Below are 19807 nucleotides of genomic sequence, written 5' to 3' on the forward strand. Positions count from 1 at the left end.
GGACAAGCCCTTCCTGCAACCGGATTATGGAATAGATTAACTCTTCACCGCTCCCAAAGTCATGCCTTTAACAAAGTATTTTTGCAGGAACGGATACACCATAACGATTGGTAAGGTGGCTACCATCGTTGCAGCCATTCGAATGGTATCGCTGGAAACGGCATTTCGTTTGGCCGAGTTGGCCAGCATTTGCGTTTGTGAAATCATGCCGCCAGTCTGAAATTGATTCAATATTTTGACAAGTACGGCTTGTAAGGTCTTCAGGTCCGAGCTGTAGGTGAACGCATAGGAATCAAACCAGGCATTCCAATGCCCAATCGCTTGAAAAAGGCCCACGGTTGCAAGTACAGGTGTTGTCAGCGGCATCACAATCCGGAAGAAAATTGTCAGATCGTTAGCGCCATCAACCCTCGCCGATTCTTCAATCTCATGGGGAAGCTGCTCCATAAAGGTACGGACAATAATCATATAGAAGACATTCATCAAACTTGGCAAAATGAACACCGAAAATGTATCGATCATGTTCAGCGCCTTAAGCACCATGTAGAACGGAATGAGCCCGCCACTGAAATACATGGTAAAGATAAAATACAGGTTCCAGCCTTTGCGACCAACCAGATTCCGCCGACTTAGCGGATACGCAAGCATCGTAATGACGAGAACCGATAGCGGTGCGCCAATCAGCGTTCGTTTGACGGTTACCCACAGCCCGTTTAAAATCTCACTATCTTTCAAAATCTGCTGATAGCTGTCCAAGGTCAAGTCCCTCGGCCACAAGTAAACGCCGCCCCGTACCGTATCCTCCGCGCTGTTCAATGAAAGAACGAGTATATTCCAAAACGGAAGAAATGTAACCAGTAATACGAGAATAAGAATGAAATACACAATAATTTTGAAAATACGATCCCCGAATCTGTTCAGAATCATCACAAGCGCTCCCCTCTGTCTTTTATAGTTAGAACAACGCCTGGTCGTTCACTTTTCTGGAAATCCGGTTCACGATGAGAACAAGAATAAAGGCAACAACGGATTTGAACATCCCCACAGCAGCCCCATATGAGAACATGCTGTTCTGTAGTCCGTATTTGTAGGCATAAATATCAATTACTTCCGAGTATTCAAGTACGGTATTATTTTGCAGCAGGTATTGCTGTTCGAATCCTGCATTCAAGATGCCTCCGACCGCAAGAATAGCCAATATGACAATTGTAGGGCGCATGGATGGCAGCGTAATATGCCACATTTGCTTAAATCGGCTGGCTCCGTCCACCCTGGCCGCTTCGTAGAGCTCCGGATTAATGGAAGCGATTGCGGCGAGATACATTATGGCGCTGAAACCCATCTCTTTCCACATGTTCGACAGTGCGATAATCCACCAGAATAGTGGCCCGTTCTGCAAAAATGCGACTGGTTCTTTAACGATGCCGAGCAGAACCAGAATATTGTTAAGCATTCCATCCGAAGCCAGAAGCGTAATTACAATGTTCGCTGCAATAACCCATGAGATAAAATGCGGCAGATAAGAAACCGTCTGTACAAACCGTTTGAAAAATCCCTGTCTCGCTTCATTCAACACAAGCGCGAGAATGATTGGAGCAGGAAATCCGAAGAACAACGTCAGCAAGCTTGTCGCAAGCGTATTACGCATAACCCGATAGAAATCCCCTGTAGTAAAGAAATACTCAAACCACTGGAAACCTACAAACTCGGCATGGAAGAACTGGTAGAAAAACGATCCCCCACCCGGCTGATAATTCGTAAACGCCATATATAGTCCAAACATCGGACCATAGGAAAATAGCAATGTCGCAATGAAGGCAGGAAGCATAAGCACGAATAACCATTTTTGCTCTTTTAGTCTGCTTATCAGATTATTGCTCCTGACTGTTTTGATAGCGCTTACCTTATGCATTAAATACCCTCCCTTTTTCTATACAGCAGCATGGCCAGCCATATCTTGATCAACTTCTCTCCTATTTATCATAAATTTGACGCAGATTGCTTGCCATAGTCGAATTCTCCGAAAGATACCGCTTTTTAAAGATGTTTTTGTAAAAAGAGAGGATTGGATTTACATATTCACTCTGCTATGATGAACTGTGCAACGAATAATCAGTCAAGAGAGGGCTATCTAATGCGCCAATTTTATCGAAAATACATATACATGCCTTTTGTTAACCTGAGCTTTCGTTCCAAACTATTTATGGTATTTGTACTAGTTACCATCATTCCGATGATGCTACTGGTTTATTTTTCCTATGAACTTACCAAAACGAAACTTACCGAGCAGATCTACATCAACATGACGAACTCAACAGCTCAGATCACTAAAAATCTGGAGAATAAACTGGATAGCTACGAACATATCTCCGCCTCCATTTATTTGGATAATCGTCTTGCCAATTACCTTACGAACGAGTATCAGGATGATCCATCCTATTTGGACGTCTATAACTACATTGGCAATCGAATCGACACCGTGATGGCTGCCTACCCTGATTTTGATAGCGCATTCATTTATTCGGACAATCCATCACTGCCCAAAGACAATTATTATATCCGGCCGATTACACCCGAAGTTCAGAACACGGAGTTGTTCCACAAATTGCAACAATCCTATGGGAACATTATTCATCTCTCATCGCCGCAGACTGAGAATGGTCCCGCCATGTTTACACTTGCCCGGTTGCTGAACAACAATAGTAATCAGTACCCCTATGGGATGCTGGTCTTTCAAATTTCCGAGTCTGTCATCTACTCTCTCATGGAAAAAGAAGCAGGTGGCAAAGATATCTTTATTATCAATGACAAAGGTATTATTCTTTCTTCAGCGGACAAGCAGTTAATCAACACAAGCTTGCCCGAATTGCTTCATCAGAATTTTGACGAGACGTCTTCAGGCAGATTTGATACAACGTATCAAGGCGTGAAGGCTCTGGCGGTTTATAATACGCTCAAAAACGGCTGGAAGACGGTATCCATCTTCCCTTACGACAGTATTATCAAAGATGCCAAATCTCTCTCTCAGCTTATTATCAAAATTTCACTAGGCTTCATCGGCGTGGCGCTGTTGCTCATTTATATTACCGCATCGCTGTTCAGCAAACGCATCAGGACGTTAATACGGATGATTCGGCGCATTGAACGGGGGGATTTCAATCCTACCCATGAGGAACAAATGGGCAATGATGAGATAGGACAGCTTCACTTTGCTTTTGAGCAGATGACAACCCGGTTGAAAAGTCTGGTTACGGAAGTCTACCAGAAGGAGCTACAGAGCAAGGAAGCCGAACTTGATCTGCTTCAAGCTCAGATCAATCCTCACTTTCTGTATAATACACTCGGCTCGATCTCCTCTTTGGCCGTAAAGCATCAGGATCCCCAGATTCAGGATATGGTCCTTCATCTGGCCAAGTTTTATCGGATATCCCTGAATAAAGGAAAGAGCATCCTGACGATCAATGAGGAATTGAAACTGACGCAGAGCTACAACGCCATACAACTTATTCGATTTAAGGGTAAGCTGAATATCATCTACACGATAGATCAATCGATTCTGCCCTACTCGACCGTAAAGCTTGCGTTACAGCCTTTTGTGGAGAATGCAGTGATTCATGCACTTTGGAACCAGGATCGGCCCCTAAATATCCATATCAAGGGCGTCATCGAGAACAATAGTATCATCTTATCTGTTATAGACGATGGAATGGGCATGCGGCGTAAGACGCTTCAGTCTCTGTTTGAAGAGAAAGAAGGACGAGGCTATGGCATTTCAAATGTGGATCGGAGAATTAAGCTGAAGTTCGGTGAATATTACGGTGTTAAAGTGTATAGCAAACTAGGCATGGGAACCACGGTCCAAATTCGTCTGCCACAAAAAGAGATCACATAAAAAAGGAGTGCAATGCAGCCATTATTGGCTTGCAAAGCACTCCTTTTAAAGCATTTTCTACAGCATCCTTTTATACCTGCTCACGGATACGATACACTAGACTGTCGAAATCGCCGCGTAGAGGCAATTCCACCCCGATGTTCATCAGCGCACGGCCACTGACCGATAATCCCAGCTCTTCAATGAGATAGGTCTTGTCAGCCTGAAGACCCGCCAAACGGAGTCTTGGCAACGGTTCACCCAGCTTCTGCGAGTGAAGAAAGGCGAACAGCACATGTTCACTTGCGGCAGTATTACTGTACTGGACAGCCGTAACCCCCTTATCGCGAAGCGCAGTCAGGCGGAATTGTCTGCCGAATTGCACGAGGTGGCGAATGGCTTTGTACTGTCCTATGAATTCCCCGGACTGCTCAATCCATTCATCACTCCACTCGTTCAGATTGGAACCAATACCAAGCGTGCCCATCATTGCACTGTGGAAACGATACTTCAGAGAGACGTTTCGACCGTTCATTCCTGTAGGTGACTCGGTTACCCAACAAGTCATCATACGTGGTGCGTACGTATACGAGAAGCCTTCCTGAATGCTCAGACGGTCGAACGCATCCGTATTGTCACTCGGCCAGGACTGGTCGGCATAACGGAAGATGCCCAGATCAATCCGCGATCCACCTCCTGCGCAAGTCTCAAACTCCACATCCGGGAACTTGGCTCTCAGCTGTGCCCATATATCATAGAGACTCTGGACATGCCTTACCCATACTTCTTTCTGACGGTTAATGGGGTGCCCCTTCATGCCTGGCTCCGTGATGGTCCGGTTCATGTCCCATTTAATGAACTTAATCTCATGGTTGCCAAGCAGTTCGGTCATGAAATTAATAATGTATTGCTTAACCTCCGGCTTGGAAATATTCAGCAGCAGCTGATTGCGAAGCTCCGTACGTCCCCGGGTCTCAAAATGATATACCCAGTCTGGATGTTCTCTATAGAGATCACTATCCGGATTGACCGACTCCGGCTCTACCCATATGCCGAATTCCATCCCAAGTCCATGAACCCGGTCAATCAGCTCCACAAGTCCGTTCGGGAACTTCTCCTTATTCACGTTCCAGTCGCCCAACCCCGCTCGGTCGGAATGCCGCTGTCCAAACCAGCCGTCATCCACGACGAACAGCTCCACGCCCATCTTGGCTGCCCGCTCGGCAAGCGCCATTTGGTCCTGTGCATTAACATCGAAGTAGGTAGCTTCCCAAGAGTTATACAGCACTTTCCCGATTTCACTGCGAGGCAGTATGTAATTGTATTGATATTGATGCAAGCGGTGGCTCATTCCTCCAAAGCCTTCAGGGCTGAATCCGCCGACAAAGACAGGTGTCTCAAACGTTTCGCCCGCACCCAGCAACCATTCATTGTCAAAATCATTGATACCACCTGTTACCCGCACATGCGTGAATGGTGTCTTCTCAGCGACAATCTTCCAGTTGCCGCTCCAGGCCAGAGCACCAAACCATACCCCACCGCCGCTTTCTGTCGAAAGACCATCATCAATCGCAAACCATGGGTTAGCATGACCGTCCGTGAAACCTCTCCGCGATTCAAGTACCTTTTTTCCCTCTGTCAAAATGGTATTACGCAGTTGGAATTCACCTGACCATTTCCCCGTAACATGCGTAAGGCGGTAATCCTGGAGATATGGCAATGTCCAGGCTGCGGATTGCATGCTTTCCAGCACGATATCCTCCTGTCCCTTATTTACGATATTGGCGTGCCGCTCCACCAGGTCGAATTCCGGGATGACCCGATATACCAGCTGCGTCTCAAGTGCATACACCTGATCCTTCAACGTGATAATCAACGTCTGTCTGCCATCCTGTTCAAGGATCTCGTGACGGTCATACTTTACCTGAAGATCGCGGACACCATCAGACATACGCAGCTTCAGAGATGGCTCTGTATAAGATGCGCCTCCCCAGAAGCTGTACTCCTCCACCTCTCCTTCCACTTCCGCGTCAAAAGAGCTATGGGATTGTAGATGGAGCAACGGAGCGCTATCCTCGATGTCCACGGGGTTACCCCAATACAGATGCTGGAGGTGTTCCCTCTCATTAATTCCGAAAATGTAGGACGAATTTTGTGTCTGTATTGCAAATATACGTAGTTGTTCATTATATTGAATCGTCAAGTTTATCATCCTTTCGAGTTCCTGTTACCCTCGTGCTGTGTGTTGTGAACATACATATTATTGTAGGAAGCAGGAGTTAAATTAGCCATATCGCATTCTTACAATCCATAGGGGAAATCATCTGTCATTCTAAGTTATGAAAATAAGGCTGCGATGCAATTCGCAGCCTTATAACTTACTTCAAAATCAGGTTATAGATGACCTGAGCCGCCTCTGCACGGGAAGCTATCCCTTTAGGCACAAACTGCCCCTGTCTTTGGCCTTGAACCAGTCCTAGTCGGGCTGCATCCTTCACCGAAACAGCTGCCCATGAAGAAACCTGAGCCATATCTGTAAACAAGATGTCTGTAGCACCCACAGGCACTTTCCCATCATTCAGTTCGTATGCTTTCATCAGCATCACCGTGATTTCCTCTCGGGTAATCCGTGCGTCCGGCTGGAAACTGGTTGCGCTTCGGCCATTTATAATACCGGCTTGGGTCGCAATCGAGATGGGTTCCGCGTACCACGCATCTGTCGCTACATCTGTAAATTGTACTTTCCCCGCTACGGTCAGTCTCAGGGAATGAACAAGCATAGAAGTGAATTCAGCGCGAGTGACTGCCCGGCCTGGCTCAAATTGATCTTCGTTTATACCTTCGACATAGCCCTTTGCTGCCAACTCCTTGATTACAGAGTTGGCCCAATGACTGGCCGGAACATCGGCAAACGTCCGATTCAGTTCCAGAACGGCATACTTGCTGAAGTGGCTCACTTTAGTCGTTAATACGCCATTAACGTAATCCGATTTAAAAAATTCCAATTTCCCATTTTCGTTAATATAATATATTCCTCCCAGTGAAGGGTCGAAGCCTTCAGCCGCTGCCAGACTCAGCGTAACCGGATGATCGAACGCAGAAAGTGTTTCGGTTGTACCTGATTTGGTTGTTGCCGAAAGGCTGAATTCATAGATTTCTCCCTTAAGGGAAACCGTTGCCCGGGAAGATGATTCCACTGCAGCAACGACCTCCTTGGCCTTGCTGCCAAGCGGAACCATTTTCAAGGAAATCATACTATCTTCCCGTTGCCCAGCTGGTAGCTTGCTCAACAGCTGCTGGAACAAACTCGCAGGTACTTGCAGGGTTAGCTTGCCTGATTTCACTTCCAGTGGATGGTTGCCGAGCTGGCGTAAAACAGCAGATGACAATTGTAGCTCCTGAGTACCAGCCTTGATGTCCACAACGGCTTTCCCTGTCCCACTGTCCACTTTCAGCATATCGGCTGTGATGACCAGTGTTACTGTACTGTTCTCCTGAGCTGTGCTGTTGCCGGAGTTCCCACTAGTAGTGTTATTGTTATTGCCATTGTTGCCAGGATTGCTTGGATTACCTGGGTTTCCTGGGTTTTCAGGATTGAGTGGTTTTTCAGTCAATTTAACCAACTTCGATTCAGCCGGTCCAAGCGAGATGGACCATGAACCCGTGGCTGACGAAGATTCTCCTGTCCACAAATCTTGTAACATGTAGGATTTGGATTCATTCAATCCGGCACGACCCAAATTAATCGTTTTGTTTGCTGAACTATTGCCGCTGTAATTAAATACGGCAAGGTAATAATCATTGCCATCTTTCAGGACAAACGTATCTGCCGCATTTGCATTCGTATTTCCTTCAAGCGGCTTGAATACTTTGCCTTTCAGCGCCACCTGAAGAACATCCGTGTTATTGTACAATGCTGTCATGTATTCCTGTGCCTTGGGATCGTTCACATCATCGGAATCCATCATCACCGTACCGGCAATTACACCGGAATTTACCCGGCTGCGGGCTTCCTCCAAGCTTGAAGCACTGCTTAATGCCAAATGATCTGGATCTGTATATGAATAGATCGTTCCATTTTGCCAGAAACCATATGTCAATGAATTGAGCATATACTCCGTTTCATTGATTTTGCCATAAGTGTCACAAGAGATCCGTCTGCTATGCGCATATTGACTTGGAAAGATCGGTGCAATGGACGCACTAATAAACATTTTCCCATCCAATCGCTCTTCAACATAACGCATCCCTTCATTGTAAGCCTGTATCCCTGTCGTCACGGTTGTATCATAATGCTGGCCTTCCAGTGAGCCGTGGGTTAGGAAATCCAGTTTGATGAATGTGAATCCAAGTGATTTAAACTTATCCAAAAAATAATTCATACGCATTTGACTTCCCGGATGTGTCACATCCAGTGCATATGCTCCATCCAGTGTAGGCAGAGGTTCCCCCTCAGCATCCTTAAGCACAATATCACCATACGTATATTGCCCGTTGGTACCATCTACTTTTTGGCTCATATCGTTGCCCCAATACACAAATGGCCCCCAATAGATGCCTGCATGCTGACCATTGTCCTTAATTACAGATACGGCTTGAGCAAGCTCAGCATCACTTAGATTATCCCAGTAGGAATCCATGTTAATGAATACATTACCATTATTGTTGAACTTCTTAAGATTGTTCTTGAAATAATTGGATACATCCACTACGTTCTGATACGAAAGCCCGCTATCATAAGCTCCCCAGCTATTCCAACCTACTGGAACGCCTTGTGGCAGCTCCGGATTCAACGCCAGCGGAGGTGTAATAATCGCATTGGCTTTTCCGTATTCTTCAAGTCCTGTGCGGTAATCACTGAAACCACCTACCATAATCAGTGGTGAGGACAGTTCAGTACCAGTCAGGCTGCCATGTGGCTGAGTATCGCGAGTAACGTCACTCGCTGCACCACCATACACAACAAATTCATTCAGACGATTAGCTGAGCCTTTCCAGTCAATACCGGTCTTCCAGGTGTCATGGGTTACTGAACCAATCACGAGACCGTTACGTGTTGAATTATTGAATACCGTTGTCATTTCGTAACTGGTATCCGCGCGGTTCATCGTTTGAGATTTATAGCGAATCCAGGCGTCATTGTCAAAAGGTACTGTAAGCATACGGTTATCCGAGCTGACGCCGATATCCACACCACCCGTATTTTTCACAGTAATTGGTGACATGTAATTACTCTGGATCTCTGTATCACTGATGGCATCCAGACGGTTGAGGAAATACGACTTATCTTCATAAAACCGATAGACCTGCTTCAGGGTTGGTTTGCCAGTTGACGTATGAACGAAATTCAACTCAATGCCTTTGCCAAATCCATCCTGAATCTCCAGCGGTGCTCCACCGCTCGCATGACTCTCATAACCTTTGGTTTCCACAAGGCTCTCACCAAGTTTAATGCTGCTGAAAATGCCCCGCATCTTCTGCCCTTCTGCCCAGCTATAGCCGACGAATCCAGTTTGGGTATTATAAGACACTTCGTATTTTCCGTTCGATACCAGAAGGCCATGCGTGTAATCAGTCACCGTGATATCCCCGTATTGTTGCGAGTCACCCGGTGTTCCCAGATCGTCATCTCCTTCACCTGGATTTTCGGGTTCTGTCTCTATCGCAGGCTCTACGATAATCCGGTCCAAATCGGGAGAATAGCCATTGTTGTCTGAAAAGGTGATTGTATTCTCACCTTCAGTTAATGGGAGTGTAAGATCATACGTACCTACCGTATCCCAATCCGGGGTTTTAGGCAGGTCATGGAACTGTTCTTCCCCACCATTCGCATGGACATAGAAACTCCGTGGATCACCTGAAAAATAATCTACCTTAACGCGGTAATCACCTGTCATGGGGGCTATAATTTTATTGAATGTCAAGGAGCTTCCGCCATTCAGATAGCCGACCCTTTTGCCGCCGGAAGCATTCGGACTCTCTGTTACTCGCGCTTCACCAGTCAGCGTATTGCCCGAATCTTCGGCTTCATAGCTAAGCGTATACGGGATTACTTCAATTCGGTCAAAATCGGGGGAGTACCAATCATGATCCGAGAACGTAATGGTATTAACTCCCTTATGGAGGGAGGCTTCCGCATCATACGTGCCTACCGTATTCCAGCTTGCCGTTTTGGGCAGATCAATCATCTCATCCGTGCCATTGTTCACCTGCATATAAACAGGACGCTGGTCACCGGAGATATAAGATATTCGAATCAAATATGTACCATCTGCCGGTACAGTAACATTCGTAAATTGCAGTGAACTGTTTTTGTTCAGATCCGTTACTTTTTTTCCGCCTGAACTGATACTGCTGTCCACCACCTTGGCATTGCCTTTCAAAATATTGTCGGCTGCTTCTGCCTCAATGATTGCACCATGCAGATTTTTCTTCCAGTCATCTCCGCCCCCTTCGCCTGGGTGGCCACTGTCCAAACCGCGGATCACAATCTTGTCGATGTCGGGAGAATACCAGTTGTTGTCATCAATCAGGATTGTGTTGGTACCAGCGTTCAACGGAAGAGTCACATCATATGTTCCCACCGTATCCCAGTCGACTGTCTTGGGTGGTTCTTCAAATTGCTTGTCCCCTCCATTCGCACTAATATTGAACGGCCGCGAATCACCTGAAATGTAGTAAACGGAAATCTTATAATTTCCTGTCTCACTTACAGTAACATTGTTAAATTGCAAGGAACTGCCTTGGTACATGCCTCCGACCTTTTTGCCTCCTGAAGCCGTCGGGCTATCAGAGATTTTCGCGTTGCCAAGCAAAATATTCCCCTCGGCCTCGGCTTCATAGGTATTCATATCATCAGCGTGAGCTGTTCGGACGAACTGGCCCCCGCCAACTACCAAGCAAAAAATGATAAAGAACACAAATCCTTTTTTCATCATCCGTCCCAACATAACATGCCTCCATTTTCTTATGATTGAGTTAGGTCTCCATATGCCTATCCTGCAGTGGTTCACAGCCATTATCTGTAATCGCTTTCATAAAGAGCTGTTAAATCCCATCTCTCCTCCTTCCTTTCCTATATGCCTAATTGTAAAAAGGAGGAGGGGGATGTTCCATACCACAATGTTACTATTCATACAGGAAAGCCTCTTTCATTTGCCATATCATGGGTTAGTAAGAGGGAACCTATCCAAATCATGTTTAAGGAAAACAGGAGGATCAACATCATCATTACCAAACAGCCTGTATCGTTAAATACTTTTCCTGTATTCGTTGGGTGTTACGCCCTGTGTCTTCAAGAACAGAGAAATAAAATAGGATGTACTTTCATAGCCCACGTTCTGCGCGATATCGTGAATCTTGAGAGAACCATCAGCCAGCAGTTCCCTGGCTTTATCCAGTCTGATGCGTGTCAGATAATCGTGAATTGTCATCCCTGTTTTGTCCTTAAAAATGGATCTCAAATAGTTCGGTGACAAATAGACCTGATCAGACAGGCTGTTGATGGTAATCGGCTGATTATAATTCTGATCGATGAGGGTACGGACCCTGTGAATCAACTTTGCATTTTTGTCCATAAACCGCTCACCCAGCATACTCACGGCATCTTCCGCAGTACCGAGAATCAGATCCTCGATCTCATGCAGAGTCAGTGCATTATAGATGGAATGATACAGCTCAGCCCGTTTCGGAACAGGTTTATGAAGCTGCTCCAACAGCTCATTAACGAGATCTATTGACCAGTCGCAGATGATTTTTTTCTTAACTCGCAGTGTTGCCAATCCCTCAATATACCCGTGCAGCTTCTGTGCGGCCCATTCAAAATCCAGTCGGTTAATAGCCTCAAACCATTCCTTTTGTTCAAAAGGGGGCATATGCTCCGTATAAAATTGGTTCGAAAGCGTCTCCGCATGAATAATTGTGCCTGTACCTTCATAGAAACGTTCGTTCAAGATGGTTCGCGTCTGTTCGTACAGACAGTGAATATGGGCTAACTCGGTCTCTTGTCCGCCCACAGCTGCCGTTACCGTAAAATCCAGGGCACTACGAATAGCCTCAGCCAAGTCTTCCCACGCATAATGTCCCGGCTGCTGGGCCGCTTCCATAAATACACCTGTCTCTCCTTCCTTGTAATCCACAAAGATCGCTTTAAGGTTCTTCGCTTTGAAGAAATGATCGAGAAAAGACACCAGCCGAGCTGTACATTCCTCCAGACTTTGCTGTTCCTCTTCAGCCTCCTTGGGATCGATACTGAACAAAGCCATTGCATATCGGGTGGTCTCCGGTTGTCGGGTTAGACGGCTGAAACTAAAAGCGAGATCAAGAGCACGATCCTCATTTTTTTCGTAAGATAACTCCTTCAGGATATTGGCTTTGGCCGCCTCCATGGAACGGTTCTTCATTGCAACTTCTTCACAACGCTGTTTAACTTTACTGATAACGCTTTCAATTTCGTTTAAATCCAAAGGTTTTAACATATATCCTACGGCCCCTACGTTGATAGCCGATTTTACATATTGAAATTCATCGTGCCCGGTCAGAAACATCACTTGGATCGAATCGTAGCTCTCATGTATCTTTCTCGCCAGATCAATACCGTTCATTATCGGCATCTGAACATCAGTAAGAACGATATCAGGCTGGGTGGCCTCGATCTTCTCCAAGGCCTCCCTGCCGTTACTCGCCGTTCCCATGATGTAGATCCCCATCTCTTCCCAACGGATATAATCCCTCATCATCTCAAGTCCCAGCTCTTCATCGTCTACCAAAAAAATACTATACATCAACGTCCCCTCCCTTTGTCTCTTTCTGTCTCTATTATATGTTTTTCCCCCCGTGGGACCATGGTCCATATAAATGAAAGTTATTTTCAAGTATAGATCGTTATTTTACCAACTCCAGCTCGCTATTGAAATAGTAACTTTCGCCTGCTTCGGCATGAAGGATCGCTCTATGCTTGCCCCAACAAATGGTGAACGTTCCTGGCGAGAACGTGTGAATGTTAGTTGAGGTCAGCTTTCCATTCTCCCAGGCGATGTCAACCTCGGCATTTCCTTTTGCTCTCAACCCGGTTATCGAGCCCGTGCTCCATGCCTGTGGCAGCGCTGGGAGAAGGTGAATTTCGCCCGCATAACTTTGCAGCAGCATCTCCGCTAAGACAGCTGTACCGCCGAAATTTCCATCAACGACGAAAATATTACTCTCTGCTCCAGCAATTCCGGATTTGGAATAGGTGAACAGATTATCGAAGCACAGACCGCCGATCAAATGTGAGAGGTGTTTATATGCCGTTTCTCCATCGTGCAATCTCGCAAAACCCAGTCCAAACAAAGCAGCTGTAAATTCAACATCCTCCAGCTCTTCCTGGACCATACGGTTCTCCAGCGTTACTCGTGCTGCCGCACTAAGTTCCGGTGTATGATCAGGTGTAATCAGATTGTCCGGATACAGCGCATACATATGAGACAAATGCCGATGCTCCGGCTGCACCTCCTCATAATCCTCCAGCCACTCCTGTAACTGGCCTTTCTTGCCAATCTGTAGAGGTGGAAGTTTGCTGATTGCTTCTTCCAGCTTGCGTCCGAGTTCCTCGTCTTTGTTCAAAAGTTCAACTGAATTAAGACAAAATTCGAAGAGCCTGCGCACCAGCATCTGGTCCATTGTCGTTCCCATGGACAGCTGCTGTGCCGCCTCACTCGAATTACCAGGATAGAAATGATTCTCCGGCGAATTGGAAGGACCCGTCACCAGCCAACCGTTCTGAGGATGCTCACACATGTAGTCCAGATAGAAGGCCGCCGATTCTTTAAGTACAGGATAGGCCACATTCTCAAGAAAAACACGATCCTGACTATACTCATAATGCTCAATCAGGTGTGTAGCCAGCCATAATCCGCCTGTAACGTTCAGCCCCCATGAGGTCTCCCATCCAGGCAACGTAAAGCCCCATACATTGGAGAAGACATGAGCGACCCACCCATCGCATCCGTATACATTACGAGCCGTTTCCCTGCCCGCCTGTGCCAAACCCTCAACATACCGAAATAACGGAAGATGGCTCTCACCAAGATTCGTAATCTCTGTGGGGTAATAATTCATCTGGGTATTCATATCAAGGTGATAATCACAGCTCCAGCCCATTCGGCACGCTTCACCGTCATTCCAGATTCCCTGGAGATGGAGTGGCAGCGGTGAGTTCTCACGAGAGCCCGCAATGGTCAGATACCGTCCATATTGAAAAAATAATGCAAACAGCTGCGGATCTTCATTCCCCTCACCCTGTTCCAACAAACGAATGCGTTGGTCTGTAGCCAGACCGGATTTCCCCTTGAGCCCCAACTGAATATCTACCTTGTCATATTGCTCACCGTAATCACGGATATGATCCTCCCTCAGCAAGGCATAGCCCTTGTTTAAAGCCTTCATCAGCGTAGACTCGTTCTCTGTTTCCCAACCCTGATCTGTACGGCGATAATCTGTGCTCACACTAAAATAAATCCAGGCCTCATCCGCTCTGGTCACAGTCAATCGATCATCACTACTTGCGATGGTCCCCCCGGATATAACCAACTTGACCAAACCCTTGGCCCATACACCGCAAGTCCCATCACTATGTACATTTTCCGTTGCCTGCCCTTGGAATTCAAGCGTGTTGTCATCTATGGCTATAACCTTGAAAGATTCCGTGCCTGCCTGCAAACCAAGTGTAAAGGATACGCCACCAGGAGCATCGCTCCAAACTCTGGAGGCCACTATATCATCGGCGTGAGAAGCAAAAACTTCACGAAGAATCGTGATTTCGTCATCCTTCCAGAACGCTCCGGCCAGCGCATGAGTCAGATCCAACTCACGTTGGAAGCTTCCAACTTCATCAGAACTCGAATTCTTTTTCCCAAAATCAATTACAACATCACATAATCCAAGATGGGTGCCGAAATTACGTTTCTTTGGCTGTAGATGCTGCTTGGCAAGACGATCTCCTTCATCATAATCGCCGGAGAAGAAATGATCTCGCATCTCTTGCAGTGCAGCCTTGCCTCCTTCGGAAGGGTGCTCCGGATCAATTCGACCCGACCAGTAGGTGACCTCGCTCATACTCCATACTTCTTGATGCGAAGACGCCATGACAACTGCCCCTATTCTTCCATTGCCCAAAGGCAGGCCTTGAGACCAATCCGCTGCAGGGGTTGAATACCACAAAGTAAAATCGTTCATATCATATCCTCCAGTCCAATATTGTTTATCTTTAGAAATAGACTCATTCCCAAAATAGACAAACGCGCGATCTGTGAGATACAAAAGCGCGCGTTTGACTTTGTTTTTATATCCTAAAACCGATCAAAGCTCTGGACTTTCATTTCGCCCAGGTCAGTTTCCCTTCACGGTCAATCTGAAGATTTTGGATTCCGCCGGTTCCAGTGAGACCGTAAGCTCTCCAGACGTTTCCCCTTGTGAGCCTTCCCACAGGTCCTGCAAGCTGTATACGGCATTGGCGTTTAGCCCGGCCCGCTCCAGCGAGATGGATTTCACCGCAGCTTGTTCAGCATCAAAGTTGAAAACAGCGAGATAGAAACTTTTCTCTTCCGGCGATTCAAGGACAAACACATCAGAAGACAGCTTCCCAAAATCACCTTCTACTGGACGGTAGGTTTTGCCCATACGAGCAACGTTCAAAATCTCCTTGTTACCTAGCCACTCTTTTGCTCGTTCGGCAGCTTCCTCTTTACGGAAGTCATCCCCGAGTAGAAGCACCGTACCAGCAATGACTGAAGCAGTCAGGCGGCTACGTCCTTCATGCCAGCCGGTAGCTTCCTGGTTGAAGCTCTTGTATAACACCGAATGATCAGGATCATTGTAGCGATAGAGCGTATTGCTCATCCACCAACCGTGTGTCAGCGAGTTCAGCATATATTCCGTATCCGCAAGTGTACCGAAGACATCACAGGAAATACGACGGCTGTGGGCAAATGCATATGGGAATAATGGAGCGATGGACAAGTTTATGAAAAATGGCCGTCCGATTACTTCTGGCGAGAGCTTATGCTGCAAATAAGACATGCCATAGTGATAAGCCGCTATCCCTGTTGTAATATTCGAATTGTGGTGCTGTCCTTCCAACGAGCCATGTGCCAAGAAATCCAGTTTGATATATTCGAAACCTTCCGAGATGAATTTATCCGTGAACCAGTCGATTCTTTGCAGGTTGCCAGGATGTGTCGGGTCTATCGCCAGGCCACCGTCTACATCTGGCAGAATTTCGCCTTCACTGTCACGCAGCAGAATATCTGCATAGGTATATTTGCCGCTCGTTCCTTCAACCGCCTGACCGAACTGATCAGGCCCTCCCCAAAAGGCAAATGGGGTCCAGTATGTTCCGGCTCTATGTCCATTTTGCCGCACTCGTTCCAGCGCACTCTTCATCTCTTCCGGCGTAAAATTATCCCAGAAAGCATCAAAGTTGATGTATAACGTATCCTCATTCTCGAATCCAAGCGGCTGTACTTCATTTTTCAGAAAATCGCTGGTCGCTGTATACAGATCATAGTCCAGATCACTCATGGCTGCAGACCAGCTGTTCCATCCGATCGGAACACCGCCCTCCCAAGGTAATTGAGCCTCAATCCAGGTATTCGCCTGACCGTAAGCTTCAAGGCCTTCACGGTAGTCTTCATAGAACCCGACGAATACCAATGGAGATTCCACTCTTTTTCCCTTCACATAACCATGAGGCTGGGAATCGCGAGTCAGTTCACTCACGGCACCGCCGTACAGATCAAGTCCCTCGATAAGTACGCTTTTTTCGCTTTGTATACGAATCCCTGTTTTCCATACCTTATGCGTAAGGGAACCCATCACAATTCCCCGGCGGCTGTCGGGCGCGAACAAGGCTGTCGCCTCGTAACTCTCCACATCAAGCGGCGGCTTAACCACCGTATATCTGACCCATTTATCGTTATCAAACGGAACACGCAGAATGCTTGGTTCTTCCTGGCCCGATTCTCCGCCGAGTGATATGGTTTTGGATTGGATGACAGCCATGCGATTTGCCTTAATTTCTTCATCGCCGACTACAGCGGTCTGCACCAGTACAAACGGTGAGGATTCATACATATAGAAATGCTGCTCCAGTTGCGGCAGCAACGAGGCTGTATGCAGAACAACCAAGCGGATGCCTTTTCCAAATCCTTCTCGAACAATATCTTCCTGTGCCGTCAACTCATGGTTCTGATAATGATCCGTGCTGTATTCCCGGCCCTGCCAGCGAAAAGCACTACGAACGCCCTTCACATGGGAAGAATGCCTGCCGATGCAGGACACTTCACCATTTTCAAGATTGATCTCCAGGCTCACGTGCCCATTTGTAACGCTTACAAGATTAACATTCTGTTGCTGCACTTGTACGGCTGTATCGCTAGTTAGCATCATATGCCTCCTTATTGTTGCATGCTATGCCCTGAGCGGAGCTGGTTATGTCTCTCCTGCCCAAGTCTGCCCTCATTATAAAGACCGAATAGAGCATTTTCCATGCAACGATCTTCCGATCCATAACGCGATTTAACTCAACTTAATCTTGTAAGTACGTCCTGCAGATGTAGGGAAAATTATGATATTTGAATCGGTGTCCTCCGTTTCAACCACGCTGCCTTCAAGCATTACCATAATTGGGCCTTCACCTCTAAGCACACAGTCCCGGCCCAGGTGTGAAGTTATATACGCTTCTTCAAGTTGTCCGTTGTCCCACCGGATGCTGACCTCAAATCCACCTCGGGCACGCAGACCGGAAACGCTGCCCTGCTGCCAAGCATCCGGCAATGCAGGCAGCAGTTCCATATAAGGACGGTGAGATTGCAGCAGCATCTCAGCTATCCCGGCAGAGGCCGCGAAGTTGCCGTCGATCTGAAACGGAGGATGTGCGCCCAGAAGATTCGGATATACACCGCCATGGTTGTAGTGCTCCGACGCTCCATCTCTGACGAGGCGCAGCATATTGGAGAGCAGATGCAGGGAGCGATTTCCCTCCCTGAAACGACTCCAAAGGGCAACACGCCATCCCAGGCTCCAGCCCGTGCTTTCGTCTCCCCGTCGCTCAAGGGAGGTTCTGGCGGCGACAAACAACTCTGGTGTCTCTTCGTCCGAAAGCTGTCGACCCGGATACACGCCTACCAGATGCGAGGTATGCCGGTGGTAAATGTCCTCATCCTCATAGTCCTTCGACCACTCCTGCAATTGGCCATATTTCCCGACTTGCAGCGGCAGAAGGCGTTCGCGGATGCTCACCAGCTCATTTCTGAAATGCAGATCCGTTCCAAGTATTTCCGAGGCTTCAATACAGTTTGTGAGCAACTCCCAGATTAATGAGATATCCATGGTTGAACCCGGACTGACCGCTGCTACGCCTTCCGCTGTCCGGAATTTATGCTCCGGCGAAGTCGAAGGCGAAGTCACAAGGTGACCGCTACCATCGTCAATGAGCCAGTCCAGTGCGAACAGCGCAGCTTCCTTCATTACTGGATAAGCGGAATCACGCAAATATGTCTCGTCTCCGCTGAAGGCATAATGCTCCCATAAATGCTGGGTCAGCCAAATACCTCCCATCGGCCAGAAAGCCCAGCTTGGATCACCGTCACCATAATTGCCCACCGGTGCCGTCTGCCCCCAGATATCCGTGTTATGATGCGTGGTCCAGCCGCGGGTACCATAGTTGACCTGTGCGGTCTCAACGCCCTTCTTCGCCAAATGGCTGATCAAGTCCAGCAAGGGCTCATGGCATTCAGCCAAATTGCATATTTCAGCCGGCCAATAGTTCATTTCAGTATTAATATTCAACGTGTAATTACTGCTCCAGGGAGGACGAGTTACTGCATTCCATATGCCTTGAAGATTTGCAGCCTGCGTTCCCGGACGGGAGCTTGCGATCAGCAAGTAGCGCCCATAATGGAAGAGAAGTTCCACAAGCCCCGGATCCTCCGCCCCATAGGTGGTAATCCGCTGTTCCGTGGACATCTGCTCTGGAGCAGGTGAATTCCCAAGCTGAAGCTTCACCCGATCAAATAGCAAACGATAATCCGCAATATGTGAGTCAAGCAGGCTGTCATATGGCTTGGCTACCGCCTCATTCAGAAATGAACTTGCAGTGAAGGAAGCATCTTTTCCCTCAACTCCTGGAATGGCATCCATACCATTAAAACTTGTAGCCGCACTGAAATAAAAGGTTGCCGTTGTCGCACCCAATACATGAATTCCACTGCCATCCACCGTTACCTGTCCGTCCACTGTCCTCACCGCTAACTGGCCTTCAAACACCATGCCCTTGTTATTTCCGGGGTCCCCGTATCGGATCGGATCGTCGCTTGCAAAGTAGCTGGGATCGACATGCTCCGGGGCTGCTCCTTCCAGAACAAAGCGGCCTTCCCTAACACTAGTCGCATGCCGAAGCGGGCTATCCAGTGACGCATGTACATTCAGCGCACCTTCCACACTTGCAGCCAGCCGCAGTACAAGTACCTGATCAGGATGCGAAGCAAACATTTCACGGGTATAGATCACATGGCCAATCTGATATTCAAGGCTGTGCACTGCATTTTCTATATCCAGCGTCCGCTTGTAGGAATGGTGGATGTCCCCGTGCTCAAAACGCAGGAGTAAATCCCCGAAAGGAAGATAGGACTGGGTGTACGGACCCAGCATCTCTTTGGTCAGCGTGTCTGCTTCCGTATAACGTTCCTCCTGTAACAGCTTTCGAACCTTTGGTAGAGCGTCCTTTGCGCCAGGATTACTGCCATCCTTCGGATAACCGGACCACAGTGTGTCCTCATTTAAGCTGATTTTCTCCTGCTCCACCCCACCAAAGATCATGCCGCCAAGACGGCCATTACCTATGGGAAGCCCTTCGGTCCATACATGTGCAGGTTTGTCATATTGAAGTTTCATGTGCAC

General features: G+C 47.4%; 9 protein-coding genes. 1 reads left to right on the forward strand and 8 read right to left on the reverse strand.

All coding sequences use genetic code 11. The features are described from left to right. Positions 1-36 precede the first annotated feature (36 nt). Entirely contained in the window at positions 37-927 is an 891-nt protein-coding gene (locus DC345_RS08740) for a carbohydrate ABC transporter permease (RefSeq protein WP_076289391.1), read from the reverse strand. A 28-nt stretch (positions 928-955) separates the two neighbouring features. After that, the gene (locus tag DC345_RS08745; protein ID WP_076289390.1) at positions 956-1912 is read right to left on the reverse strand and encodes an ABC transporter permease; all 957 of its coding nucleotides are present in this window, start codon (positions 1910-1912) and stop codon (positions 956-958) included. Between the two features lie 222 nt (positions 1913-2134). On the opposite strand from DC345_RS08745, the gene DC345_RS08750 reads away from it, so the two are divergent. Beyond that, complete coding sequence (locus DC345_RS08750; RefSeq protein ID WP_181586524.1) at positions 2135-3892, forward strand: cache domain-containing sensor histidine kinase; 1758 nt, start codon at positions 2135-2137, stop codon at positions 3890-3892. 70 nt (positions 3893-3962) lie between these two features. Here DC345_RS08750 and DC345_RS08755 read toward each other — a convergent pair whose 3' ends face one another. The 6 genes from DC345_RS08755 to DC345_RS08780 form a co-directional block, all read right to left on the reverse strand. Then, on the reverse strand, positions 3963-6083 hold the full coding sequence (locus tag DC345_RS08755) for an alpha-galactosidase (RefSeq protein WP_113052748.1): 2121 nt from the start codon (positions 6081-6083) through the stop codon (positions 3963-3965). Positions 6084-6249: 166 nt separating this feature from the next. Beyond that, positions 6250-10809, reverse strand: coding sequence for an S-layer homology domain-containing protein (locus DC345_RS08760; protein ID WP_181586525.1), 4560 nt, complete (start codon positions 10807-10809; stop codon positions 6250-6252). Positions 10810-11121: 312 nt separating this feature from the next. Then, positions 11122-12654, reverse strand: coding sequence for a response regulator (locus DC345_RS08765; RefSeq protein WP_113052750.1), 1533 nt, complete (start codon positions 12652-12654; stop codon positions 11122-11124). 100 nt (positions 12655-12754) lie between these two features. After that, positions 12755-15085: a glycoside hydrolase family 95 protein gene (locus tag DC345_RS08770; protein ID WP_113052751.1), complete on the reverse strand. Its 2331-nt coding sequence runs from the start codon at positions 15083-15085 to the stop codon at positions 12755-12757. 153 nt (positions 15086-15238) lie between these two features. After that, positions 15239-17293: an alpha-galactosidase gene (locus DC345_RS08775; RefSeq protein WP_309304318.1), complete on the reverse strand. Its 2055-nt coding sequence runs from the start codon at positions 17291-17293 to the stop codon at positions 15239-15241. 132 nt (positions 17294-17425) lie between these two features. Continuing rightward, the gene (locus tag DC345_RS08780) at positions 17426-19801 is read right to left on the reverse strand and encodes a glycoside hydrolase family 95 protein (protein ID WP_113052753.1); all 2376 of its coding nucleotides are present in this window, start codon (positions 19799-19801) and stop codon (positions 17426-17428) included. Between the last annotated feature and the right edge of the window lie 6 nt (positions 19802-19807).

The sequence above is a fragment of the Paenibacillus taichungensis genome (assembly GCF_003287275.1).
Taxonomy (GTDB): domain Bacteria; phylum Bacillota; class Bacilli; order Paenibacillales; family Paenibacillaceae; genus Paenibacillus; species Paenibacillus taichungensis_A.